18 protein-coding genes are annotated in these 24,765 nt (G+C 67.3%); 15 read left to right on the top strand and 3 right to left on the bottom strand.

The features are described from left to right. The first annotated feature begins 37 nt into the window (after positions 1-37). From ftsX to Uis4E_RS07355, 9 genes are all read left to right on the top strand, one after another. Positions 38-961 (top strand): permease-like cell division protein FtsX, encoded by a 924-nt coding sequence (gene ftsX, locus Uis4E_RS07395; protein ID WP_101622555.1) that lies wholly within the window; start codon positions 38-40, stop codon positions 959-961. Positions 962-1,072: 111 nt separating this feature from the next. Further along, positions 1,073-2,503 (top strand): CHAP domain-containing protein, encoded by a 1,431-nt coding sequence (locus Uis4E_RS07390; protein WP_423734929.1) that lies wholly within the window; start codon positions 1,073-1,075, stop codon positions 2,501-2,503. Between the two features lie 144 nt (positions 2,504-2,647). Further along, positions 2,648-3,127 carry an SsrA-binding protein SmpB gene (gene smpB, locus Uis4E_RS07385; protein ID WP_034529256.1) on the top strand — a complete coding sequence of 160 codons (480 nt, stop codon included), beginning with the start codon at positions 2,648-2,650 and terminating at the stop codon, positions 3,125-3,127. A gap of 133 nt (positions 3,128-3,260) precedes the next feature. Further along, positions 3,261-4,208, top strand: a complete 948-nt coding sequence (locus tag Uis4E_RS07380) for an ABC transporter substrate-binding protein (protein WP_101622554.1) — start codon at positions 3,261-3,263, stop codon at positions 4,206-4,208. Positions 4,209-4,441: 233 nt separating this feature from the next. Then, the gene (locus Uis4E_RS07375; protein WP_101622553.1) at positions 4,442-5,383 is read left to right on the top strand and encodes an ABC transporter substrate-binding protein; all 942 of its coding nucleotides are present in this window, start codon (positions 4,442-4,444) and stop codon (positions 5,381-5,383) included. Positions 5,384-5,408: 25 nt separating this feature from the next. After that, a complete protein-coding gene (locus Uis4E_RS07370; protein ID WP_101622552.1) occupies positions 5,409-6,392 on the top strand; it encodes an amino acid ABC transporter permease in 984 nt (327 codons plus the stop codon). Positions 6,393-6,411: 19 nt separating this feature from the next. Next, positions 6,412-7,230 (top strand): amino acid ABC transporter ATP-binding protein, encoded by an 819-nt coding sequence (locus Uis4E_RS07365; protein ID WP_101622551.1) that lies wholly within the window; start codon positions 6,412-6,414, stop codon positions 7,228-7,230. Positions 7,231-7,377: 147 nt separating this feature from the next. Continuing rightward, on the top strand, positions 7,378-9,270 hold the full coding sequence (gene glmS, locus Uis4E_RS07360; RefSeq protein WP_101622550.1) for a glutamine--fructose-6-phosphate transaminase (isomerizing): 1,893 nt from the start codon (positions 7,378-7,380) through the stop codon (positions 9,268-9,270). A 2-nt stretch (positions 9,271-9,272) separates the two neighbouring features. Further along, positions 9,273-10,031 (top strand): pseudouridine synthase, encoded by a 759-nt coding sequence (locus Uis4E_RS07355; protein WP_101622549.1) that lies wholly within the window; start codon positions 9,273-9,275, stop codon positions 10,029-10,031. Between the two features lie 23 nt (positions 10,032-10,054). Here the strand turns inward: Uis4E_RS07355 and Uis4E_RS07350 are convergent, their stop codons facing one another. Continuing rightward, positions 10,055-11,044 (bottom strand): LacI family DNA-binding transcriptional regulator, encoded by a 990-nt coding sequence (locus tag Uis4E_RS07350; RefSeq protein ID WP_101622561.1) that lies wholly within the window; start codon positions 11,042-11,044, stop codon positions 10,055-10,057. Between the two features lie 210 nt (positions 11,045-11,254). Here Uis4E_RS07350 and Uis4E_RS07345 point away from each other — a divergent pair, with 210 nt between their 5' ends. From Uis4E_RS07345 to Uis4E_RS07325, 5 genes are all read left to right on the top strand, one after another. Then, positions 11,255-12,187 carry a carbohydrate ABC transporter permease gene (locus tag Uis4E_RS07345; protein WP_101622548.1) on the top strand — a complete coding sequence of 311 codons (933 nt, stop codon included), beginning with the start codon at positions 11,255-11,257 and terminating at the stop codon, positions 12,185-12,187. Between the two features lies 1 nt (position 12,188). Then, complete coding sequence (locus Uis4E_RS07340; protein WP_101622547.1) at positions 12,189-13,190, top strand: carbohydrate ABC transporter permease; 1,002 nt, start codon at positions 12,189-12,191, stop codon at positions 13,188-13,190. Between the two features lie 18 nt (positions 13,191-13,208). Continuing rightward, entirely contained in the window at positions 13,209-15,287 is a 2,079-nt protein-coding gene (locus Uis4E_RS07335) for a beta-galactosidase (protein WP_101622546.1), read from the top strand. A gap of 288 nt (positions 15,288-15,575) precedes the next feature. After that, positions 15,576-16,916 (top strand): ABC transporter substrate-binding protein, encoded by a 1,341-nt coding sequence (locus tag Uis4E_RS07330; protein WP_101622545.1) that lies wholly within the window; start codon positions 15,576-15,578, stop codon positions 16,914-16,916. A 127-nt stretch (positions 16,917-17,043) separates the two neighbouring features. Then, entirely contained in the window at positions 17,044-18,471 is a 1,428-nt protein-coding gene (locus Uis4E_RS07325) for an ABC transporter substrate-binding protein (protein ID WP_101622544.1), read from the top strand. A gap of 208 nt (positions 18,472-18,679) precedes the next feature. On the opposite strand, the gene Uis4E_RS07320 is transcribed toward Uis4E_RS07325, so the two are convergent. Continuing rightward, positions 18,680-19,444, bottom strand: a complete 765-nt coding sequence (locus Uis4E_RS07320; protein ID WP_101622543.1) for a type III pantothenate kinase — start codon at positions 19,442-19,444, stop codon at positions 18,680-18,682. Positions 19,445-19,480: 36 nt separating this feature from the next. Continuing rightward, complete coding sequence (locus Uis4E_RS07315) at positions 19,481-20,806, bottom strand: bifunctional phosphopantothenoylcysteine decarboxylase/phosphopantothenate synthase (protein ID WP_101622542.1); 1,326 nt, start codon at positions 20,804-20,806, stop codon at positions 19,481-19,483. 141 nt (positions 20,807-20,947) lie between these two features. Here Uis4E_RS07315 and Uis4E_RS07310 point away from each other — a divergent pair, with 141 nt between their 5' ends. Further along, positions 20,948-24,757 (top strand): DEAD/DEAH box helicase, encoded by a 3,810-nt coding sequence (locus Uis4E_RS07310; RefSeq protein WP_101622541.1) that lies wholly within the window; start codon positions 20,948-20,950, stop codon positions 24,755-24,757. Positions 24,758-24,765: the final 8 nt, after the last annotated feature.

Genomic DNA, 24,765 nt, shown 5'->3' with positions numbered 1-24,765 from the left:
CCGCCGACGACGAGAAGACGAACGAGGAGGAGACCCGATGAGGGCGCGATTCATCCTTTCCGAGACCTGGACGAGCCTCAAGCGCAACGTGCCGATGATCGTGTCGGTCATGCTCGTCACCTTCATCTCCTTCGTGTTCATCGGCGCGTCCGCGCTCATGCAGGCGCAGGTGACGCGCGCGAAGGGCGAATGGTACGACAAGGTCGAGGTGATCGTGTGGCTGTGCCCGGACGGCACCAGCCAGGCCGCCAGCTGCGCGACCGGCAAGGCCCCCACGCAGCAGGAGATCGTCGAGCTGGAGGACTTCATCCATCAGGAGCTGCGCGACAACGTCTCGAAGATCTCCTACGTGAGCCGTGAGGACTTCTTCAAGAACACGTTCCTCAAGCAGTACCCGAACGGCGAATACCAGGGCCGCACGCTCACCGCCGCCGACATGCAGGACTCGCTGCAGTTGAAGCTCAAGGACCCGACCAAGTACAAGATGGTCGCCGAGGTGCTCAACGGCAAGACCGGCGTGGAGGAGGTCGTCGACCAGAAGCAGATCTTCGACCCCGTGTTCGCCGTGCTCAACCGCGCGACCGTCGTCACCGTCGTGCTCGCCGTCGTCATGGTCGTCGTCGCGATCCTCCTGACCGGCACGACGATCCGCATGTCCGCCGCGTCGCGCAAGAACGAGACGGAGATCATGCGCCTCGTCGGCGCGTCCAACTGGACGATCCGACTGCCGTTCATCCTCGAAGGCGTCGTCGCCTCGCTCGTCGGCTCGCTGCTCGCCGCCGGCGCGCTCGCCGCGATCGTGCAGGTGTTCATCACCGACGGCGTCGCCAAGTCCGTCAGCTGGATGCCGTTCGTCACGCAGGGCACCGTGTGGCTCGTCGCGCCCGCGCTCGTCGCCGGCGCCGTGCTGCTGTCCGTCATCGCGTCCGCGGTCTCGCTGAGCCGGTACCTCAAGGCGTGACGGCGTCCGCATACGTTGGAATACCGGGCGCTACGCCCATGACGTGACGGGGGTTGCCGTCTCAGGAACCTCCGTTACAATGTGCGGGAGTAACCCGAAGGAAGGACCGAAGTGTTGAAACGTTCGAAGACGTTGCAGGCCGGACTCGGATTCATCGTATCCGCCGCGTTGGCGGGGGTGTGCGGTCTCGCCATGACCGCCGCCTACGTGCCCGAGGCCAAGGCCGTCTCCGTCCAGGAATACCAGCAGAAGGTGGCCAGCCACGCGGATCTCAAATCCAAGCTGGCCGGCGTGAACAGCGCGCTCGCCAACCAGATCATCGAACTGGATTCGCTGGCCAACGAGCAGATCCCCGCCGCGCAGGAGGCCGCCACGAAGGCGCAGCAGGCCGCGCAGCAGGCGCAGGACCTCGCCGACGCCACGAACGAGCGTCTGGACGCGGCCAAGAAGGACAAGGCCGACCTCGAGCAGAAGATCAAGGACACGGGCATCGAATACGACGACGCGAAGGACTCCGTCGCCGAATCCGCGCGTGACAGCTTCCACGGCTCGCAGGCGTCCACGGTGATGAGCGTCGTCACCAACGCGACCACCACCGACGATTTCGTCAACCAGATGCAGTCCGACGCGGCGGCCACGCGTTCCGCGGCCAACGCGGCCAACGAGGCGGCCATCTCGATGAACACGTCGATGAACCGCAAGGACCGTCTGGCCGCCATCGAGGACCAGATCACCCAGCTCAAGAACCAGGCCGACAAGCAGGCCGCCAGCGCGCAGGCCGCCGCCGAGGACGCGGCCTCCAAGCAGGCGTCGCTCGAGGCGCTGCAGGCCAAGGGCACGGCCGCGCGCGAATCGCTCGAAGCGCAGAAGAGCAGCCTGACCACGCAGGAGGCCAAGGAGGCGGCCGACATCGCGTCGCTGCAGGCGCAGCTCGCCTCGCAGAGCACCAGCAACAATTACACGCCGGGCTCCGGCGGCCAGCAGCAGTCCAGCGGCTCCACCGGCGGATACACGGGCGGATACACGGGCGGCGGCTCCACGTCGACCGGCGGCACCAGCTCGGGCGGTTCGACCTCCGGCGGCTCGACCGGCGGTGGCACCGCCAGCGGCATGAACTACGCGGTGCCGGGCAGCTGCCCCGAAGGCTCCAGCTTCTGCTACGGCCACAACACCGGCAACACGGTGGGCGGCTCCGCCTATCCGGCCCGCCAGTGCACGCTGTGGGCGTACATCAAGCGCTCCCAGCTGAGCCTGCCCGTCGGCTCGTACATGGGCAACGGCGGCCAGTGGGCGGCCACCGCACGCAGTCTGGGCTACTACGTGAACAACACGCCGCACGTCGGCGCCGCCATGGTGTTCCTGCCCGGCCAGAGCGTCGGCGGCCACTGGACGGCCGACTGGCAGTACGGCCACGTCGCGGTCGTCGAACGCGTCAACTCCGACGGCTCCGTGCTCATCTCCGAAGGCGGCACCGGATTCGCCACCTTCCCGGCGTGGGAGACCATCTCCAACGCCGGCGCCTACCAGTACGTCCACTACTGATCGGCAGATAGGCCCGCACCCCGCACGCGAACGGGCCGCTACGCGCTACGCGATAGGGAAGCGCCGCCAGGCTTCGGCCGGCGGCGCTTCGTGCTATCGTGTTGTGGTTCGCGGGACAACGACGACAAGGAAGGGAGGTCCCCGATGGCCAAGGAGGAAGGGACGAAGCTCATCGTCCAGAACAAGAAGGCGCGACACGACTACGTCATCGAGGACAAGTACGAGGCCGGCGTCGTGCTCACCGGCACCGAGGTGAAGTCGCTGCGCGAGGGGCGCGCCTCGCTCGCCGAGGCGTTCGTCAGCATCGACCGTCGCAACGAGATCTGGCTGGAAGGCGCGAACATCCCCGAATACCTCAACGGCACGTGGAACAACCACGCGCCGAAGCGCAAGCGCAAGCTGCTGCTGCACGAACGCGAGATCCTCAAGCTCGCCCGCCAGATCGAGGCGAAGGGCTACACGATCGTGCCGATCAGCCTGTACTTCAAGAACGGGCGCGTCAAGGCGGAGATCGCGCTGGCGCGAGGCAAGCGCGAATTCGACAAGCGCCAGGCCCTGCGCGAGGCGCAGGACAAGCGCGAGGCCCTGCGCGCCATGCGCTACGCCAACAAGCGCTCCCACTGAATCCGCCTCCGGCATGTCCACGTTGTGGGACGTGGGGGTGAGATTTACGGGTTCGTAGCATAGGGAACCTACTCTCGCGAATCAGTCGGGAAACATACCCGCCTGACCGACATTCTCTGAGAGAGGAAATCCAATGTCATTCAGCATGGGAATCAAAACCGTCACGGCCGCGGCGTTGAGCGTGGCGATGCTGTTCGCCACCGCCGCCTGCGGCACCTCGGACGCGTCCGGCTCGCCCGCGTCCGGCTCCGGCTCGTCCGATTCGTCGTCCAAGATCGAAAGCTTCGACGTCTCCGGCATCCAAAAGGACGAGGAGATCGCCAAGCTCCTGCCCGAATCCGTCACCAAGGACGGCGTGCTCACCGTCGGCACCGACACTTCCTACGCCCCGGCCGAGTTCCTCGCCGAGGATGGCAAGACCCCGGTCGGCTACGACGTCGACCTCACCAAGGCGCTCGGCAAGGTGTTCGGCCTCAAGACCGAGAACGTGACCAGCACGTTCGACTCGATCATCCCGTCCGTCGGCTCCAAGTACGACCTCGGCATCAGCTCGTTCACCATCACCCCGGAACGCGCCCAGGCCGTCGACTTCGTCAGCTACTACAAGGCCGGCTCCACGTGGGTCGTCAAGAAGGGCAACCCCGAGAAGTTCGACTCCTCGAACCTGTGCGGCCTCAAGATCGCCGTCCAGACCGGCACCACCCAGGAGGAGGAGGTCACCGCCGCCGACAAGAAGTGCCCGGCCGACAAGAAGATCGACATCCTCTCCAACAAGCTGCAGACCGACGTGACCACCAACGTCGTCACCGGCAAGGCCGTCGCCTTCTACGCCGACTCGCCCGTCGCCGGCTACGCGATCAGCCAGACCGGCGACCAGCTCGAATCCTACGGCGAGGACGTCGGCGTCGCCAAGCAGGGCGTCGCCATCAAGAAGGGCGACGCCGCCACCGCCGAAGCCGTGCAGAAGGCCATCCAGAAGCTGATGGACGACGGCACGTATGAGAAGCTGCTCGACCACTGGGGCGTCAAGTCCGGCGCCATCGACAAGGCCGAGATCAACCCGACCGACGTGGAGGGCTGAGCACGGCGCGTGGGACGGCGCACGGCGTGCGGAACGGGTTAACCGTTTCGTAGTATCCGGCCCGTATCATCGCGTGTCAGCGATACGCATCGCATTGCATATGTATGCACTATCGTGTATATATGCTTGCATGACGGAACGGAGGACGGCCGTCGTGATGAACGCATCATCGCGGCGGCCGCTTCCCGTTCCCACGAAACGAAGCAGAAGCATCAGAAGAGAAGAAGGACACCATGTCGTTCACCACGAAGATGAAGACCATCGCGGCCGCCGCGCTCAGCGTCGCCGTACTGCTGCCGCTCGCCGCCTGCGGCACCACCGACAATTCCGCGAGCACCAGCGCCTCGGGCTCCGACTCGGCCACCATCACCAGCTACGACGTCTCCGGCGTCAAGAAGGACGACGCGATCGCCAAGCTGCTGCCCGAATCCGTCACCAAGGACGGCAAGCTCACCATCGGCACCAACCCGTCCTACGCGCCCGCCGAATTCCTCGACGCCGACGGCAAGACCCAGATCGGCTACGACATGGACCTCGCCCGCGCCCTCGGCAACGTGTTCGGCCTCAAGACCGAGATCGTCTCCTCCAACTTCGACACGATCATCCCGGCCATCGGCTCCAAGTACGATCTCGGCATCGCCGCGTTCACCATCACCCCCGACCGCATGAAGTCCGTCGACTTCGTCTCCTACTTCACCGCCGGCATGGGCTACGCCGTCAAGAAGGGCAACCCGAACAAGGTGAACGAGAACGACCTGTGCGGCCTCAAGGTCGCCGTCGAGACCGGCACCGTCGAGGAGACCGCCATCAACGAGACCGCCAAGCAGTGCAAGGCCGACGGCAAGAAGGACATCGAGATCCAGTCCTCCAAGCAGCAGACCGACGCCACCACCGCCGTCGTCACCGGCAAGGCCGACGTGTTCTTCGCCGACTCCCCGGTCGTCGGCTACGCGATCGCCCAGACCGACGGCCAGCTCGAACAGCTCGGCAAGGACTTCGACTCCGTGCCGAACGCCATCGCCATCAAGAAGGGCGACACGGGCACCGTCGAAGCCGTGCAGAAGGCCATGCAGAAGCTCATGGACGACGGCACCTACGACAAGATCCTCAAGCACTGGGGCGTCGAATCCGGCGCGCTGAAGACCGCCGAGGTCAACCCGGACGTCGAAGGCTGAGCGAAGCACCACTAAGGAGCCGAACATGGCAAAGAAACAAGTCGATGGCGAAGGACTGAACATCCCGAACCGCATCAAGGCGCTGCCCGTCAAAAGCCCGGGGCCCGTCGTGGCCGCCGTGATCGTCGTGCTGCTCGCCGCGATGCTCATCCAGGGGCTCGTCACCAATCCGCGACTGGACTGGCCGACCGTCTGGAAATACCTGTTCAACGAGAACGTGCTCGAAGGCATCGGCTACACGCTGATCCTCACCGTGCTCTCCATGGTCGTCGCGATCATCCTGTCGGTGATCCTCGCGATCATGCGCAAGTCCATCAACCCGGTGCTGCGCGGCGTGAGCTGGTTCTTCATCTGGTTCTTCCGCGGCACGCCTGTGTACACGCAGCTCGTGTTCTGGGGCCTGTTCTCCGTGCTCATCCCGAAGATCAGCCTCGGCGTCCCGTTCACCGACATCTCGTTCTGGAGCATCGACTCCTCCGTGGTGATCACCGCGTTCAACGCCGCATGGATCGGCCTCGCCCTCAACGAGGCCGCCTACCTGTCCGAGATCGTGCGCGCCGGCCTCGAAGCCGTCGACCCGGGCCAGACCGAGGCGGCGCAGGCGCTCGGCATGAGCCGCACGCTCATCATGCGCCGCATCATCCTGCCGCAGGCCATGCGCATCATCATCCCGCCCACCGGCAACGAGACCATCGGCATGTTGAAGACCACGTCCCTCGTGCTCGCCGTGCCGTTCACGCTCGAACTGCAGTTCGCGACCAACGCGATCGCCAACCGCATCTACAAGCCGATCCCGCTGCTCATCGTGGCCTGCATCTGGTACCTGCTCATCACGTCCATCCTGATGGTCATCCAGTCCCGCCTCGAAAAGCACTTCGGCAAGGGTTTCGACGCCCGCCCGGTCGGCTCGCGCGGCAAGCAGCCGCCGCTGCCCGGCAAGACCGAAGGCGAGCCGAAGGACAATGTCGACAAGCTCAACGACGCCACGTTCAGCGGGCTCACGGCGTGAGCGGGAAGGAAGAGACACGATGACACAGACCAGCATCCCCGTGAACGCGCCCGCCACGCCGACCGCGCCCGTCCCCGCCGTCAAGGCCACGCAGGTGCACAAGGCGTTCGGCTCGCTGCACGTGCTCAAAGGCATCGACCTGACCGTCCAGCCCGGCACCGTGACCGTGATCCTCGGCCCCTCCGGCTCCGGCAAGTCCACGTTCCTGCGCCTCATCAACCAGCTCGAGACGCTCACCGGCGGCTCCATCGAGGTCGACGGCGAACTCATCGGCTACAAGCATGTGACCAGGAACGGGCAGGACATGCTCCAGACCCTCAACGACAAGGAGATCGCCGCCCAGCGCTCCAAGCTCGGCATGGTCTTCCAGCGCTTCAACCTGTTCCCGCACATGACCGCGCTGGAGAACGTGATGGAGGCGCCCGTCCACGTCAAGCACATGAACAAGGCGCAGGCCAAGCAGCTCGCCATCCGGGAGCTGGAGCGCGTCGGTCTCGGCGAACGCCTCAACTACTATCCGGCCGAGCTGTCCGGCGGCCAGCAGCAGCGCGTCGCCATCGCGCGCGCCCTCGCCATGCAGCCGGAGATCATGCTGTTCGACGAGCCCACGTCCGCGCTCGACCCCGAGCTTGTCGGCGAGGTCCTCAACGTCATGCTCTCGCTCGCCAAGGCCGGCATGACGATGGTCGTCGTCACGCACGAGATCGGATTCGCGCGCGAGGTCGCCGACCAGGTCGTGTTCATGGACGGCGGCGTCGTCGTCGAATCCGGCGGCCCCGAGATCATCGACCATCCGACCGAACCGAGGTTCAAGGACTTCCTCCAGCACGTGCTGTAGGAAGGCGCCTTCGGCGGGTCCCTCCCTCCGTCATCGCTTCGCGATGCCACCTCCCTCGTCAGAGGGAGGTTTTTCATTATGGCGATAGCGCGAAAAGACGGGGCCGTGTTCGCGTCCGGCAATATGCATCCTGTAGGGTAGGGGGCTATGTGTGGAATCGTTGGATATGCAGGACATGTCGAAACCGCGTGCGGCAAGCCGCTGGAGGTCTGCCTCCAGGGCCTGAAGCGCCTCGAATACCGTGGCTATGATTCGGCCGGCGTGGCCCTGACCGCGCCCGGCATGGACCATGTGGCGGTGCGCAAGAAGGCGGGTCGTCTCGCCAACCTCGTCGACAGCATCGAGAAGACCCCGATGCCGCTGGCGACCGTGGGCATCGGCCACACGCGCTGGGCTACGAACGGCGTGCCGAGCGACGTGAACGCCCACCCGCACACCAGCATGGACGGCAAGGTCGCCATCATCCACAACGGCATCATCGAGAACGCCTCCCAGCTGCGCCTCGACCTGCAGGCGGAAGGCTACCGCTTCGCCTCCGCCACCGACACGGAGGTCGCCGCCAAGCTGCTCGGCAAGATCGTCGACACCATCATCCGCGAGGAGGGCAGGCCGGACCTGTTCAAGGCGGTGCGCCGCATGGCGCGCATGCTCAAGGGCGCGTTCACGATCCTCGCGACCGACTGCCGCCAGCCGGACATCGTCGTCGGCGCGCGCCACGATTCGCCGCTCGTCGTCGGCCTCGGCGACGGCGAGAACTTCCTCGGCTCCGACGTGGCCGCGTTCGTCGCGTACACGAAGCGCGCCATGGAGGTCGACCAGGACCAGGCCGTGTGCGTGAGCGCCGACAAGGTCGTCGTCACCGACTTCATGGGCAACGTGGTCGAGCATCCGAAGACCTACACCGTCGACTGGGACGCCTCCGCCGCCGAGAAGGGCGGATGGGACTCGTTCATGGACAAGGAGATCCACGAGGATCCGGCCGCCGTGCAGCGCACGCTCCTCGGCCGCTACGACAAGAACGGCGACGTCACGCTCGACGAGATCCACATCGACGAGCATGACTTCAAGGCCATCGACAAGATCATCGTCATCGCATGCGGCACCGCCGCCTACGCGGGCATGGTCGCCAAGTACGCGATCGAGCACTGGGTGCGCATCCCCGTCGAAGTGGAGCTCGCGCACGAGTTCCGCTACCGCGACCCGATCCTCACGCCGCGCACGCTCGTCGTCGCCATCTCCCAGTCCGGCGAGACGATGGACACGCTCATGGCGCTGCGCCACGCGCGCGAACAGGGCTCCAAGGTGCTCGCCATCTGCAACACGCAGGGCGCGTCCATCCCGCGCGAATCCGACGCCGTGCTGTACACGCACGCCGGTCCGGAGGTCGCCGTCGCCTCCACCAAGGCGTTCGTCGCGCAGATCACCGCCGCCTACGTGCTCGGCCTGTACCTCGCGCAGGTGAAGGGCGCGATGTTCCGCGACGAGATCCAGCAGACCATCGACTCGCTCAAGGACATGCCGCGCAAGATCCAGTGGGTGCTCGACACGCAGACCGGCGCGATCGAGAAGGCCGCGAAGCAGATGCTCAACGCGCAGTCGTTCCTGTTCCTCGGCCGTCACGTCGGCTACCCGGTCGCCATGGAGGGCGCGCTGAAGCTCAAGGAGATCGCGTACACGTTCACCGAGGGCTTCGCCGCCGGCGAGCTCAAGCACGGCCCGATCGCGCTCGTCGACGAAGGCGAGCCGGTCGTGTTCATCGTGCCTCCGGAACGCGGCCGCAACGTGCTGCACGCCAAGGTGCTCTCCGGCATCGAAGAGGTGAAGGCGCGCGGCGCGTACATCATCGCCGTGGCCGAAGAGGGCGACAAGGACGTCGAGAACTACGCGGACGTCGTGTTCTGGCGCCCGAAGTGCCCCACGCTGATGAGCCCGCTCGTCGACGTGGTCCCGCTGCAGCTGTTCGCCATGGACATGGCCAGGCTCAAGGGCTACGACGTCGACAAGCCGCGCAACCTCGCCAAGTCCGTCACCGTGGAGTGACGATGACGCGGCGTCATCGATACGTGACGGATGAGCCGCGGATTCCGTTCGAACTGGACGTGGTGTACGAGGATGCGGGAATCGTCGTCGTCGACAAACCGCATTTCCTCGCCACCACGCCGCGAGGCATGTGGTACCGCGAGACCGCGCTGATGCGCCTGCGCGAGGCGTACGGCGACGACGCGATCACGCCCGCGCACCGCTTGGACCGCATGACCGCCGGCATCGTCGTGTTCGTGCGGGATCCGGCATTGCGCGGCGCGTACCAGATGCTGTTCCAGGAGCGGCGCGCGGAGAAGACGTACGAGTGTCTCGCGCCGTGCGCGCCGATCGCGCGGCCGCGGTACGGGACGATCGAACGGTTGGAGCCGCCGCGCGCGTTCCCGCTGCGGCGACGCTCCCGCATCGTCAAGGAGCGCGGGATACTGCAGGCGTACGAGACGCCGGGCGCGGTGAACGCCGAAACCGTGATCGAGCTGGCGGCGGACGGGGTATCGGGGGCGCGTTCGCGGAGCGCGTCGCATACTCGCCCGGCGTTGCGCGCGTATACGCTGCATCCGCGGACCGGCAGGACGCATCAGCTGCGCGTGCATATGAATGCGATCGGACTGCCGATCGCCGGCGATGACTTCTACCCGCGCATCCGGCAGCGCGCCTACGACGATTTCAGCGAGCCGCTCGCGCTCGTGGCGCGGCGGCTCGCGTTCGACGATCCGGTGACGGGGGAGCGGCGCGAGTTCGTCTCGCGCGTGCCGCTGTGACGGTCGGTCGAACGGTCGGTCGGTCAGTCGCCGATGTCGCGCACGGAGCCGCGTTCGACGAGCTCGGTGGGGATGACGGTCTTCACGCCGACCGGCACGCGGCCGCCCTCGCACTGGCGTTTGAGCATCGAGAACGCCTCCAGTCCGATCTCGTCGAACTTCATGCGCATCGTGGTCAGGTCGAGACGCGGCACCATGCCGACGAGCGAATCGTCGACGCCGACGACGCTCACGTCCTCCGGCACGCGACGGCCTCCCGCGGTGAGGCCGAGGATCGCGCCGTACGCCATCTGGTCGTTCGCCGCGTAGACGGCCGTGCATTCCGGATCGTGCGCGAGGGCGAGGCCCGCCTGGTAGCCGCTGTCCGCGTCCCAGTCGCCCACGTAGGTGGGCGGGATGCGCAGTCCCAGTTGTTCGAGCGCGTCGCGCCATCCCTGCGCGCGGCTCTGCGCCGCACGCGAGGTGGACGGTCCGGCGATGTGGTAGACGGTTTTGTGGCCCTTGCTCAGCAGATAGTCGACGATGGCGGTGGAGCAGCCGTGCTGGTCGGCGTCGACCGTGGCGCACGTGTCCGACGGGTCCTCGCTGATGATCACGACCGGCAGGTCGCGCGGCGGGACAAAATCGTTGAAGTCGGGCAGGTGCTCCTCCATGACGACGATCACGCCGTCGACCGGTAGCTGCTTCATGCGTTCGACGGCCGCGGTGAGCGTGCGCTCCCGGTCCCTGCCCATCATGTGGATGGTGATCGCGTAGCCGCTGTCGTTCGCGGCCGTCGCGATGCCCTTGAGGATGCGCGAGTTGCCGAAGCTGGCGATGTTGAACATGACGACGCCGATGTCCTTGAACCGGCCGTGCTTGAGCGCGCGCGCCGCGTAGTTCGGACGGTAGCCGAGCTTGGTCATCGCCGCCTCGACGCGCTGGCGGGTCTCGGGTCTCACGGCGTCGCTGCCGTTGGCCACGCGTGATACGGTCTGCGGTGAGACGCCGGCCTCTCTGGCGACGTCCTGCATCGATACCGTTGATGTGCGTTCCATGACTTCTTCTCCATCAAAGGTTCGTGTTTTCGTTATCAAACATACCACACCGCATGTGCGTCTAGCCACGCCGAAACTGGACGAAATCGCGGATGGTGATACGATGATTGCGTAAACATTTTACGGGTGTCCGGTTCGCAGTCAGAGGCGGGCGCCCGGGAGGATCCTTCGAAGGAGAGGGTTGGTATGGCCTCAAGTGATGTGACCGCCGCAGCGGCGCCGCGTCATTCCGCCGTGGCTCGTGAGAACAGGCACAAGGCGGACTGGCGCGGATGGAAGTTCATGTGGCCGTTCGCGGTGGTGTTCGTGTTCGTGTTCATCATCCCGATCGTGTACGCCATCTACATTTCGTTCTTCAAGAAGCAGATGATCGGCGGCACCAAGTTCGTCGGCCTCGGCAACTACGCGGCGCTGATGCACGACCAGCAGTTCTGGTCGTCCGTCGGCCGCGTCGCCCTGTTCACCGTCGTGCAGGTGCCGATCATGCTGTTCCTCGCCGCGGCGATGGCGCTCGCGATCGACTCGATGAAGCTGCACGGCACCAAGTTCTTCCGCATCTCCACGTTCCTGCCCTACGCGGTGCCCGCCGTGGTGTCCACCCTCATCTGGGGCTTCGTGTACGGCGCGAAGTACGGCCTCGTCGGCTCCCTCAACGACCTGCTCGGCACGAACATCGACATGTTCGACCCGAACGTGCTGCTCGCCTCGATCGGCAACATCAACACGTGGGAGTTCACCGGCTACAACATGCTGATCTTCTACTCGTCGCTCTCCACGATCCCGCACTCGCTGTACGAGGCCGCGTCGATCGACGGCGCCTCCGAATGGCAGATCGTCAAGTCCATCAAGCTGCCCGAACTGCGCGGATCCCTCGCGATCACCGTGATCTTCTCGATCATCGGCTCGTTCCAGCTGTTCAACGAGCCGTCCATCCTGCAGTCGATGGTGCCCGGCAACGCGATCACCACGTACTACACGCCGAACATGTACGCCTACAACCTGTCGTTCTCCGGCAACCAGGCGAACTACGCGGCCGCCCTCGCCATCGTCATGGCCATCATCACCATGGCCATCGCGTACGCGGTGCAGCTCAAGAGCATGAAGGAGCAGATGAAGTAACATGACCGCCGCAACCACTGCAACGACAATGACTCCCGCCGAGCTCAAAGCCCAGGAGAAGGCCGCGAAGGCCGCCGAGAAGGCGCGCCAGAAGCGCATCGCCAAGGACGAGGCCGCCGAACGCAAGCGCGCCGAGAAATCCGGCTTCGCGAACGTGAACAACCCGCGCCGCAGCGTGCTGATGACCATCCTGTGCGCGATCTTCGCCGTCTACTGCCTGTTCCCGTTCGTCTACCTGATGATCAACGCGACCAAGACGCAGGCGGACTTCACCTCGACGTTCGGCCTCGGCTTCGGCCACACGTTCGCCCTCTGGGACAACATCGTCACGGTGTTCACCTACCAGGACGGCATCTTCGGCCGCTGGCTGATCAACACGCTGCTCTACGTGGTGGTCGGCGCTGGCGGCGCCACCCTGCTCGCCATCATGGGCGGCTACGCGCTCGCCAAGTTCCGCTTCCCGGGCCGCAAGGCCGTGTTCGCGGTGATCATCGGCTCGATCTCCGTGCCCGGCATCGCGCTGGCGGTCCCGCAGTTCCTCCTGTTCGCCAAGCTGGGACTCACGAACACGCCGTGGGCCATGATCATCCCGTCGCTCATCTCGCCGTTCGGCCTGTACCTCATGTGGATCTTCTCCGAGCAGGCGGTGCCGACCGAACTGCTGGAGGCGGCCCGCGTCGACGGCGCCTCCGAGTTCCGCACGTTCTGGACGATCTCGCTGCCGTTGCTCGCCCCGGGCATCGTGACGACGGCCCTGTTCACGATCGTCGCGACGTGGAACAACTACTTCCTGCCGTTGATCATGCTGAAGGACGCGGACTGGTACCCGCTGACCATCGGCCTCAACCAGTGGAAGGACCAGGCGAGCACGGCGGGCGGCCAGGCGATCCAGAACCTCGTGATCACCGGCTCGCTCATCACGATCATCCCGCTCGTGATCGCGTTCCTGTGCCTGCAGAAGTACTGGCAGTCCGGCCTCGCCGCCGGCGCCGTCAAGGAATGAGACGCAAAGGACCCCACCATGACTGAACATAGGACGTTCCAATGGCCGCAGCCGTTGGCCGGCGGCAAGCCGCGCATCTGGTACGGCGGCGACTACAACCCGGACCAGTGGCCCGAAGAGGTGTGGGACGAGGACATCGCCCTGATGAAGGAGGCGGGCGTCAACCTCGTGTCCGTCGCCATCTTCAGCTGGGCGAAGCTCGAACCGCGCGAGGGCGAATACGATTTCGACTGGCTCGACCGCGTGATCGACAAACTCGGTAAGGCCGGCATCGCCGTCGATCTCGCCTCCGGCACCGCCTCGCCGCCGATGTGGATGACGCAGGCGCATCCGGAGATCCTCTGGGTCGACTACCGCGGCGACGTGTGCCAGCCCGGCGCCCGCCAGCATTGGCGCGCCACCAGCCCCGTCTTCCTCGACTACGCGCTGAAGCTGTGCCGCAGGATGGCCGAGCACTACAAGGACAACCCGTACGTGGTCGCCTGGCATGTGAGCAACGAGTACGGCTGCCACAACCGCTTCGACTACTCGGAGGACGCCGCGCGCGCCTTCCGCAAGTGGTGCGAGAGGCGCTACGGCACGATCGACGCCGTCAACGAGGCGTGGGGCACCGCGTTCTGGGCGCAGCACATGAACGACTTCTCCGAGATCGTCCCGCCGCGCTTCATCGGCGACGGCAACTTCATGAACCCGGGCAAGCTGCTCGACTGGAAGCGCTTCAGCTCCGACGCGCTGCTCGACTTCTACAAGGCCGAGCGCGACACGCTGCTCGAGATCGCGCCCAAGCCGCAGACCACGAACTTCATGGTCTCCGCCGCCGGCACCGGTCTCGACTACGACAAGTGGGGCTACGACGTCGACTTCGTGTCCAACGACCACTACTTCACGCCCGGCGAGGCGCATCTCGACGAGCTCGCGTACGCGGCGTCCCTGACCGACGGGATCGCGCGCAAGCACCCGTGGTTCCTCATGGAGCACTCCACGTCGTCCGTGAACTGGCGTCCGGTCAACTACCGCAACGAGCCGGGCGAGCTCGTGCGCGACTCGCTCGCGCACCTCGCGATGGGCGCGGACGCGATCTGCTACTTCCAGTGGCGCCAGTCCAAGGCGGGCGCCGAGAAGTGGCATTCCGCGATGGTGCCGCACGCGGGCCCCGACTCGCAGGTGTTCCGCGACGTGTGCGAGCTCGGCGACGACCTGAACCTGCTCGCCGACAAGGGTTTGCTCGGCACCACGCTCGTCAAATCCAAGGTGGCCGTGGTCTTCGACTACGAGTCGCAGTGGGCCACCGAGCACACCGCCACGCCCAGCCAGAACGTGCGCCACTGGACCGAGCCGCTCGACTGGTTCCGCGCCCTCGCCGACGTCGGCGTCACCGCCGACGTGGTGCCGGTGCGCGGCGACTGGGACGGCTACGACACCGTCGTGCTGCCCGCCGTGTACATCCTCTCCGAGGAGACGTCGCGCCGCGTGCGCGAGTATGTGGCGAACGGCGGCAAGGTCGTCGTCACCTACTACACGGGGCTGTCGGACGAGCGCGACCACATCTGGCTCGGCGGCTACCCCGGCTCGATCCGCGACGTCGTCGGCGTGCGCGTCGAGGAGCACGCGCCGATGGGAAGCGACTTCCCCGGCGCGATGGACCATCTCGACCTCTCGAACGGCGCCGTCGCGCACGGCATCGCCGACGTGATCGGCTCCGTGGCCGAGACGACCCGCGTGCTCGAGACCTTCAAGGCCGACAAGTGGACCGGCTTCGACGGCGCCCCCGCCATCACCGTCAACGATTTCGGCGACGGCAAGGCCGTGTACGTCGGCGCGAAGCTGGGCCGTGACGGCATCGCGACGAGCCTGCCGGGGATCCTCGACGCGCTCGGCGTCGAGACCCCCGCCGGCGACGACCGCGGCGAGGTGCTGCGCGTCGAACGTGCGGACGCGACGGACGAGAACCATTTCGTGTTCCTGTTCAACCGCACGCACGACGTGGCCGTCGTGGACGTGGAGGGCGAGCCGCTCGTCGCCTCGCTCACGCAGGTCAACGGCAGCGAGCACACGGCCGCCATCCAGCCGAACGGCGTGCTCGTCGTCAAACTGTAGCGGGGTGCCGCGCGTCCGGCGGCCATGGCGCCGCCCATGGCCGCCGGACGCGACGGCGTCCCGTGCATGTTCCCGGTGTGGTTGCGATAACACGCCGGGGATTGTAGCGAAAACCAATCGCATATGTATAATGAATGGCATCGCAACCATCAACGGCGAAACGGTCAGCACCATCACCGATTCCCACAGCCGGGAATCATCGACACGACGAGAACCGGCGGACGGATGGCACGATGCACAACAGGTCTTCGGCCGGACGGACGGCCGGAGGGAAGGAGCACAAGGACGATGAAGTTCACCAATGCGAAGAAGGCCATCGCGCTCACCGGCGCGATCGCGATGCTCGCCAGCGTCGCGGCCTGCGGATCCGACACCAGCTCGCAGCCGGCCCAGGAGAAGGACGCCAAGGAGATCACCGTGTGGGCCTGGGAGCCCACGCTGACCCAGGTCGCCAAGGACTTCACGAAGGAGACCGGCATCAAGGTCAACCTCAAGAACGTCGGCACCAACACCAAGGAGTACACGCAGCTCGACAACGCCATCTCCGCCGGCTCCGGCGCCCCCGACGTCGCCCAGATCGAGTACTACGCGATCCCGCAGTACGCCATCAAGGGCAACCTGCTCGACATCACCGACAAGACCAGCGGCTACGAGGACTTCTACACGCCCGGCCCGTGGGCCTCCGTGCAGTTCGCCGGCAAGGTCTACGGCCTGCCGATGGACTCCGGCCCGATGGCGTTCTTCTACAACAAGGAGGTCTTCGACAAGGCCGGCGTCGACGCCGAGCAGATCAAGACCTGGGACGACTACTACGAGGCCGCCAAGAAGATCCACGCCCTCGGCGACAACTACTACATCACCTCCGACACCGGCGACGCCGGCTTCTACGATTCGATGACCTGGCTGGCCGGCGCCACCCCGTTCAAGACCTCCTCCGACGGCTCCGAGGTGACCATCAACCTCACCGGCGACGAGAAGGTCAAGGAGTTCAACGACTTCTGGCAGAAGATGCTCGACGAGGGCCTGCTCGACACCAAGACCACCGGCTGGTCCGAGGACTGGTTCAAGGGCATGACCGACGGCACCATCGCCTCCCTGCTCACCGGCGCCTGGATGCCGGCCAACCTCGCCAACTCCGCCGCCGCGGGCGCCGGCAAGTGGCGCGTCACCCAGATGCCGACCGCCGACGGCTCCGCCACCAACTCCGAGAACGGCGGCTCCTCGCTGGCCGTGCTCCAGTCCTCCACCAAGGCCGACGCCGCGTACAAGTTCATCGAGTACGCGAACCACGGCGACGGCGTGGCCACCCGCGTGGCCGGCGGTGCCTTCCCGGCCGACAAGGCCTCCATGGAGTCCGACTCCTTCAAGAACGCCACCACGGTGAAGAACTCCGACGGTGAGGACGTCGACTACTTCGGCGGCCAGAAGTACAACGAGGTCCTCGCCAAGGCTGCCGAGAACGTCTCCTCCGACTACCAGTTCCTGCCGTTCGAGGTCAAGGCCCGCACCATCTTCGGCGACTACCTCGGCAAGTCCTACACCGGCGACCAGAAGCTCTCCGACGGCGTCGCCGTCTGGCAGAAGGCGCTGCAGGACTACGGCAAGGACCAGGGCTTCACCGTCAAGTAAGCCCCGGAGATCCCCCGGAATCCCGACGACAAGCCCCGCGCGGCCGCAAGGCCCGCGGGGCTTTCCCGTATCCGCTCCCGTCGCCGCCCGAGACCCGCCGGAGACCGCCCTGTGTAGACTGGTCGGCATGGCATCACGAATCCTCGCACGGATCAGACGCGCCGCCGCCGTGACGGCCGCGGCGCTCGCCGTCGTCGCGACCGCCGCATGCGGCTCCGCGACGGACACGCACACGCACATCACCGTGTGGAGCTGGGAGCCGAGCATGGCGGAGGTCGTCGACCGGTTCGAGGAGGCCAATCCGGACGTCGTCGTCGACCTGGAGAACATCTCCGGCTACGACCAGCTCAACACCGCCATCCAGGACGGCTACGGCATGCCCGACGTCGCGCAGGTCGAATACTTCGCGCTCCTCCAATACGCGGTCTCCGGCCAGCTGCTCGACATCTCCGACTACGTGGGCGACGACTACGCGAACTTCTACACGCCCGGCACCTGGTCGAGCGTCCAGCTCGCGGGGCGCATCTACGGCCTGCCGATGGACTCCGGCCCGATGGCGTTCTTCTACAACAAATCCGTGTTCGACCAGGTCGGCGTCGACGCCTCGCGGATCAGGACATGGGACGACTACTACGAGGCGGCGAAGAAACTCAAGCAGATCGGCGTGTACATCGCCGCCGACGCTGGCGACGCCAGCTTCTACGACGCGATGATCTGGCTCGCCGGCGGCCAGCCGTTCCACACCAGCCCGGACGGCAAGACCGTCACCGTGAACCTGACCGGCGACGACGGCACGAAACGGTTCACCGCGTTCTGGCAGAAGATGATCGACGAGGGACTCATCGACACGCACCGCACCACATGGTCGGACAGTTGGAAGCGCGCGCTCGGCACCGGCGACGTCGCCTCCGTGTTCTCCGGCGCGTGGATGCCGTCCATGCTGCTGTCGAACGTGCTCGGCGCCGCCGGCCTGTGGCGGGTCGCCGCCATGCCCACGCCCGACGGGCGGCCCACCAATGCGGAGAACGGCGGCTCGGCGATGGCCGTCCTCCAATCCACGCGCAAACCCGAGGCCGCCTACCGGTTCGTCGACTTCGTCACGCACGACCGGCAGGGCATCGAGGCGCGCGTCGCGGGCGGCTCGTTCCCCGCCGACCTCGCCACGCTCTCCAGCCGCGCATTCCTCGACAAGTCCACCGTGCGCGCCTCCAACGGCGTCGACATCCCGTACTTCGGCGGCCAGCAGTTCAACCGCGTGCTCGCCGAAGCCGCCGAGAACGTGTCCGTCGGCTACCAGTACCTGCCGTTCGAGGTGTACGCGCGCTCCGACTTCCGCGCCACCGTCGGCAAATCCTACCGGTGGTCGAGCGCCTGGCAGTCGTATCTCAAACGCCGCCGCGAGATCAGGCTCGGCATGACCGACGAGGACGGCAACCCGCTGCAGCCGTTTGAGAAGCCGGGCGAGAAGGTGAGCCTCAAGGAGGGCATCGGCCTGTGGCAGGCCGACGTGCGCGAATACGGCACGAACCAGGGCTTCAACGTGCTCAGCCGCTGACGGGCGGAGTCGTCGCGGCCGCAGGACCACCCCCAGTCGGCTCCGCCGACAGCCCCCGCCAGCGGGGGCAACCCCGTCGTGCCGCGATTTGCCGCCCCGCCAGCCGGGGCGAACTCGTTGTGACGGGATTGGTTTCCGCCCCCGCTGGCGGGGGGCTCCCGCGAAGCGGGTGGGGGTGGTCGTCCCACCGGCGGGCGGGACCGGGCGCTCACGCGTTGCGCGAGTAGATGTAGGCCATGCCTTTGAAGATCAGGTCCGGATCGTAGATGTCGATCACGTCCGTGTCGTCCTTGAAGATGCGGCTCAGGCCGCCGGTCGCCACCACCCGGAACGGCTCGTCGATCTCCTTGCGGAACTGGGCGATCGTGCGTTCGATGCCGCCGAGGAACGTGTAGTAGAGGCCCGCCTGCATGGCGGTGCGCGTGTTCGTCGCCAGAATCGACTGCGGGCGCGTGATCTCCACCTCCGGCAGCTGCGCGGTCTGCCCCCACAGCGCCTCGGCGCCGGACCGGATGCCCGTCGTGATGAACCCGGAGACGATCGTGCCGGTGCCGTCCACGTAGTTGAACGTCGTCGCCGTGCCGAAGTCGGCCACCAGGATCGGGCCGCCGTACGTGTGGTAGGCGCCCGCGCAGTCGGCGATGCAGTCCGAGCCGAGCGTCTTCGGATCGTCGAGACGGATGTTCATGCCGGTCTTGATGCCCGGGCCGACGACCATCGGCTCGAGCCCGAGGAACTTGATGATCGACGAGCGGAACGAGTACATGACCTTCGGCACCACCGAGCAGACGATCACGTCGTCCACGTCGCGGGCCGTGTAGTGGCTCAGCGCGAGGTACTGCGTGATCATGAGGCCGTACTCGTCCGACGTGTGCGTCGCCTTCGTGGTGATGCGGTAGGAGCCGACGATGCGGTCGTCCTCCAGAAAACCGATCACGATGTTCGTGTTGCCGATATCGACGGCCATCAGCATGATGCGTATCTCCTTTGATTCGGTTATTGCGCGCGTCTACTTGCGCAGGGCGGCGAGGCGGAGCAGCAGGCGCTTGGCGAGCGCGGTCTTGTCCATCAGGTCCCAGTGTTCGATGTGCGGGGTCTGCTCGTCCGGGCCTCCCGGCGTGAGCACGGTCACCACGTTCGTGTCCGTCGCGAATCCGGCGCCCGGCTCGCGCAGGTCGTTCGCCACGAGCATGTCGCAATGCTTGCCGGCGAGTTTACGGGCCGCGTTGCGCACCAGATGCTCGGTCTCCATCGCGAACCCGCACAGCACCTGCGAGCCGTCGTCGCGCTTGCGGCCGCCCGCCCACGCGAGGATGTCCGGATTCTCCACGAGCTTCAGCGTGATCGACTCGCGTCCCGCCTTCTTGATCTTCTCCGGGGCGATCTCCTCGACGCGGAAGTCGCCGACCGCCGCCGCCATCACCGTGATGTCCGCCGCGGCGAACGAGTCGGACACCGCGGCGAACATGTCGCGCGCCGTGGTCACGTGCACGACGTCCACGCCCTCCGGCTCCTCCAGCGAGACCGGGCCGGAGACCAGCGTGACGTGCGCGCCCAGCTCGGCCGCCGACGCGGCCAGCGCATAGCCCATCTTGCCGGTCGAATGGTTCGTCAGGTAGCGCACCGGGTCGAGCGGCTCCTGCGTGGGCCCCGCCGTGACCAGCACGTTGAGCCCCTTGAGCGGCAGGGACGCGGTCGCGCCGTGGGATTCCGGCCCGTCGATGCGTTCGGTCGGCGTATCGTCCGCGTCGCCGCGCGCGACCTCGCCGCCTTCCAGCAGCGCGGCCGCCGCCCGCTCGATCTCCTCCGGTTCGGGCATGCGGCCGTGTCCCGTGTCGCCGCAGGCGAGCGTGCCGGACGCCGGGTCGAGCACCGTCCAGCCGAAGTCGCGGCAGACGCCGAGATTGCGTTGCGTGGCCGGATTGTCGTACATGTGCACGTTCATCGCCGGGCACAGGAGCTTCGGCCCCTCGTAGGCGAGGATCGTGGCGGTGAGCGTGTCGTCGGCCATCCCGGCGGCGATGCGCGCGATCACGTCGGCGCTCGCGGGAGCGACGACCATGAGGTCCGCCCATGCGGCGTCCCTCACATGGTTGATGGTCGCCGGGGCGGGGTTCGCGGCCACGTCGCCGGGGACGGCGGGGGAGTCGGGGAACATCGCGGTGCGCGTCGGCTCGCCGGTCAGCGAGGTGAAGGTGAGCGGCGTGACGAACCGTTCCGCCGCCGCCGTCTCGACCACGCGGACCGTGTGCCCCGCCTTCGTCCAGTCGGACGCGAGATGGCAGGCCTTGAACGCGGCGATGCTGCCGGTGACGCCCAGAAGAATACGTGCCATGGTTGTGAAAAGCCTCCCGGCCGGGAACCCCGGTCGAACCTATGCCGATGCCGCCGTGCACTGCGGTCGCCGCGGACCACCCGTCGACGCCGCACACCAGTATAGCGGCCGCGCGACGGCCGGCGGCGGGCGCCTCCTAGAATGGCATGGAGGGAAAGGAGCCGAGGCATGGGGTTCAGCGTGTTCGGGCATGTGGACGACGACGGCTACACCGACGACGGCTATACCGACGCCGGTGACGTCGACGCCGCCGACGCGTTCGGTGGATTCGGCTACGGCTCATGGGCCATGGACGGGGGCCGCGGCGACGCGGACGGCGTCCCCCTGAACGCCCTGCGGCTTTCGCTGGTGGAGAACACGTCGCCCGTGGTGCTCATGCGCGCCCGCACGATATCCGCGGCGCGCGCCCGCATGATGGACGACCTCGCCTACGAGCTGGACGCGCGCACCGGGCTCGCGACGATCTCCGGCCGGGTCCGCGGCAGCTCCAGCCCGTCCAGCCGTTACACGGTCAACGTGTACTTCCACACGGACACCGGCGACGTGACCGGCGGCGGCTGCACCTGCCCCGCCTACGCGCGCGGCTACGACATCTGCAAGCACATGGCCGCGCTCGTGCTCGCGTTCGTCGCCGGCCCCGAGGCGTTCTCCGGCTATGGCGCGAAGTCGGCGGTGCGTTCGTCGCGGGGTCTGCTCGCCGCGATGCAGCGCATCGACGAGCAGGAGGAGACGGCGCGTCAGGCGAAACGCCGCGCCGCCATGATCGCCGCCGGCACGTCGGACGGCGCCGGCGGCCGGCGCGGCGCGGGATCCGATCCCCGTGCGCCGCATCCCGGCGATGTGGAACTCACGCCGATCCTCGCCTGCCTGTCCGGCCGGTGGAGCGTCCAGTTCCGCGTGGGCGTGCGCGGCGGCGTCTCCTACGTGCTCAAATCGATCGACGACCTGCTCGACGACGTGCGGTACCAGCGGTATCGGGAGTATGGGAAGAAGCTCGCGTTCACGCATACGCGCGGCATGTTCGACGACCGGTCGCGCGCGCTGCTCGTCTTCCTCGACCGCGTCGCGGACGTGCGGCGCGCCGTCGACGTGCAGGACACGCGCTACGGCCGTCTCGGCGGCGTGGAGCTCGGCCGGCATCTGACGCTCGCCGTCTCGGAGGTCGCGCGCCTGCTCGACCTGGTCGCGGGCGGCGAGATCGGTCTGGTGCTCGATTCGTGGTACATGTCGTCGCCGTCCACCGTGCGCGTGGAGGCTTCCGGCGCGGCGGACGGAACCGTGTTCGCGCCGATCGTGACGATGACGCGCATCAGCGGCGACGGCGGCGTCGACGGGTACGCGCTCGCCGGCACGCCCCCGGTCGCGGCCGTGATCGCGGGGGAGCGGGGCGTGTGGCTGATGCTGCCGCCCGCGGATGGGGACGGGCGCGCCGTGCGCCCCGGCGGCGCGACGCTCTCCCGGCGCGGCCGCGAGACGCTGCATGTGAGCGCCGCCGGATACCGGTTCGTGCGTTGCCCGAAGGCGTTGGAGCCGGTCGCCGACCTGCTGCCGGTCGTCTGCGCCCCGCCGGACGCGGATGACGCGCGGGGGACGGCGGCGGGCGAACGCATCGCCTTCGACGACGCGCCGCTGTTCGCGCGCACGCTGCTGCCGCGCCTGCTCGACGGCGGCCTCCTGCCGGCCGGCAACGTGCCGAAGGAGATCGCGCTGATGCGGCCCGTCGAGTGCGAACCCGAGTTCTACCTCGACCGCGACGAGAAGGGCGTCACCTGCGAGGCGAAGGCCCGGTACGGTTCGCGCGAGATGACGGTCGTGCCGCAGCGGGGCGGCGACTTCGCGCCGGGACTCACGCCCGAGGTGGGCGCGGGGCGTGATTTCGGCGCCGAACGCGCCATGCTCGACCTCGTGCGCACGTACTTCACCGTGGGCGCGCCGAACGCCCCGGCGCGCATCGGCCGCGACGAGACGACGCGCATCGTCGCCCTGTTCGACGAGGGCCTCGACGCGCTGCGCGCTCAAGGCAAGGTGTTCACCACGCCCGCGTTCGACCGCATGCTCGCGCCGAAGCCGCCGAGCGTGAAGGTCGGCCTGTCCGTCAAGTCGAATCTCGTGGAGATCTCGCCGATCGCCGACGAGGTGCCGCCCGACGAGGTCGGCTCGCTGCTCGCCGCCTACCGCCGCCGCCAGCGCTTCCACCGGCTCAAGGACGGCACGTTCGTCGACCTGCGCGGCGCCGACCTGGACGCGCTCGACCGGTTCGCCGGCGACTTCGACCTGTCCGAAGGCGAGCTCGACGCGGGGCCGGTCACGCTGCCCGGCATGCAGGCGTTCCTGCTCGACGGCGAACTCGCCGGCACGGGCGTCGTCAAGGAGCCCTCGTTCATGGCGTACGTGGACGAGCTCAAGACCATCGACCCCGAGCGCTACCAGGTGCCGGAACCGCTCGCCCGGGTGCTCAGGCCGTATCAGGTGGACGGCTACCGGTGGCTGCGCACCCTGTGCGACAAGGGGTTCGGCGGCATCCTCGCCGACGAGATGGGACTCGGCAAATCCGTGCAGCTCATCACCCTGCTCGTCGCGCTCGCCGAAGGCAGGCGGGGCGACGACGCGGGCGCGTCGCGGGAACGCGCCCTGCCGTCGCTCATCGTCTGCCCGGCGTCGCTCGTCTACAACTGGGCCGCCGAGTTCGCGAAGTTCGCGCCCGGCGTGCGCGCCGTCACGGTCGCCGGGACGAAGGCGGAACGCCGCGCCGCCATCGCGCGGTACGCGGGCGATGGCGCGCCCGCCGTGCTCATCACCTCCTACGACTTGCTGCGCCGCGACGTGGACGACTACCGCGGCGCGCGGTTCGACGTGATGGCGCTCGACGAGGCGCAGGTCATCAAGAACCACACGACGAAGATCGCGAAGGCCGTCAAGACCGTGACCGCCGCGCACCGGTTCGCATTGACCGGCACGCCGATCGAGAACCGGCTGAGCGAACTGTGGAGCATCTTCGACTTCCTCATGCCCGGCCTGCTCGGCTCGTACAAACGGTTCCACGAACGCTACGAGCTGCCGATCTCGAACGCGCGCGCCGCCGACGCGTCGAGCGCCGAGGGCCGCGCCGCCGCGCAGGTCAACCCGGAAGGCGAACGCGTGGCGCGGCGGCTCCAGGCGCTCGTCGGCGTGTTCATCAAACGCCGGCTCAAGTCGCAGGTGCTCACCGACCTGCCCGACAAGATCGAGACCACCGTCACCGTGCAGTTGGAGGGCGAGCAGCGCAAACTGTACGCGGCGCACGAGCAGCGCCTGCGCAAACAGCTCGAACACGAGGCGGACGACGACTTCGCCACGTCGAAGATCCGCATCCTCGCCGAACTGACCGGACTGCGCCAGATCTGCTGCGACCCGCGGCTCCTCTACGCGAACGCGAAGGACCGTTCCGCGAAGCTCGCCGCCATCGCCGAACTCGTCTCCAGCTGCATGTCCGAAGGCAAGAAGGCGCTCGTCTTCTCCCAGTTCACCGGATTCCTCGACCTGATCGGCGAACGGCTCGACTCGGAAGGCGTCGACTGGTACCGGATCGACGGCTCCACGCCGAAGAAGCGCCGCCTCGAACTCGTCGACCGGTTCAACGCCGACGACACCCCCGTGTTCCTCATCTCGCTCAAGGCGGGCAACACGGGCCTGAACCTCGTCGGCGCGAGCGTCGTCATCCACGCCGACCCATGGTGGAACGCGGCCGCGCAGGACCAGGCCACCGACCGCGCGCACCGCATCGGCCAACGCCGCGACGTGGACGTGTACCGGATCGTCGCCAAGGACACGATCGAGGAGCGCATCCTCGAACTGCAGCACACGAAAAGCGCGCTCGCACGCCAGTTCACCGACGCGTCCGCGCTCGCCGGGGCCGCGCCCGCGTCGATCGCCTCGCTCACCCGCGACGACCTGCTGGGCCTGCTGGAATAGGCCGGGTG

The sequence above is a fragment of the Bifidobacterium parmae genome (genome assembly GCF_002860365.1).
Lineage (GTDB): Bacteria > Actinomycetota > Actinomycetes > Actinomycetales > Bifidobacteriaceae > Bifidobacterium > Bifidobacterium parmae.
This window is presented reverse-complemented; position numbering and strand designations above follow the sequence as displayed.

What these genes read in the sequence shown, in the direction of transcription:
- ftsX (WP_101622555.1), top strand. Translation starts at nt 38, where the DNA reads ATGAGGGCGCGATTCATCCTTTCCGAGACCTGGACGAGCCTCAAGCGC.
- smpB (WP_034529256.1), top strand. Translation starts at nt 2,648, where the DNA reads ATGGCCAAGGAGGAAGGGACGAAGCTCATCGTCCAGAACAAGAAGGCG.
- Uis4E_RS07380 (WP_101622554.1), top strand. Translation starts at nt 3,261, where the DNA reads ATGTCATTCAGCATGGGAATCAAAACCGTCACGGCCGCGGCGTTGAGC.
- Uis4E_RS07375 (WP_101622553.1), top strand. Translation starts at nt 4,442, where the DNA reads ATGTCGTTCACCACGAAGATGAAGACCATCGCGGCCGCCGCGCTCAGC.
- Uis4E_RS07370 (WP_101622552.1), top strand. Translation starts at nt 5,409, where the DNA reads ATGGCAAAGAAACAAGTCGATGGCGAAGGACTGAACATCCCGAACCGC.
- Uis4E_RS07365 (WP_101622551.1), top strand. Translation starts at nt 6,412, where the DNA reads ATGACACAGACCAGCATCCCCGTGAACGCGCCCGCCACGCCGACCGCG.
- glmS (WP_101622550.1), top strand. Translation starts at nt 7,378, where the DNA reads ATGTGTGGAATCGTTGGATATGCAGGACATGTCGAAACCGCGTGCGGC.
- Uis4E_RS07355 (WP_101622549.1), top strand. Translation starts at nt 9,273, where the DNA reads ATGACGCGGCGTCATCGATACGTGACGGATGAGCCGCGGATTCCGTTC.
- Uis4E_RS07350 (WP_101622561.1), bottom strand. Translation starts at nt 11,044, where the DNA reads ATGCAGGACGTCGCCAGAGAGGCCGGCGTCTCACCGCAGACCGTATCA.
- Uis4E_RS07345 (WP_101622548.1), top strand. Translation starts at nt 11,255, where the DNA reads ATGGCCTCAAGTGATGTGACCGCCGCAGCGGCGCCGCGTCATTCCGCC.
- Uis4E_RS07340 (WP_101622547.1), top strand. Translation starts at nt 12,189, where the DNA reads ATGACCGCCGCAACCACTGCAACGACAATGACTCCCGCCGAGCTCAAA.
- Uis4E_RS07335 (WP_101622546.1), top strand. Translation starts at nt 13,209, where the DNA reads ATGACTGAACATAGGACGTTCCAATGGCCGCAGCCGTTGGCCGGCGGC.
- Uis4E_RS07330 (WP_101622545.1), top strand. Translation starts at nt 15,576, where the DNA reads ATGAAGTTCACCAATGCGAAGAAGGCCATCGCGCTCACCGGCGCGATC.
- Uis4E_RS07325 (WP_101622544.1), top strand. Translation starts at nt 17,044, where the DNA reads ATGGCATCACGAATCCTCGCACGGATCAGACGCGCCGCCGCCGTGACG.
- Uis4E_RS07320 (WP_101622543.1), bottom strand. Translation starts at nt 19,444, where the DNA reads ATGCTGATGGCCGTCGATATCGGCAACACGAACATCGTGATCGGTTTT.
- Uis4E_RS07315 (WP_101622542.1), bottom strand. Translation starts at nt 20,806, where the DNA reads ATGGCACGTATTCTTCTGGGCGTCACCGGCAGCATCGCCGCGTTCAAG.
- Uis4E_RS07310 (WP_101622541.1), top strand. Translation starts at nt 20,948, where the DNA reads ATGGCATGGAGGGAAAGGAGCCGAGGCATGGGGTTCAGCGTGTTCGGG.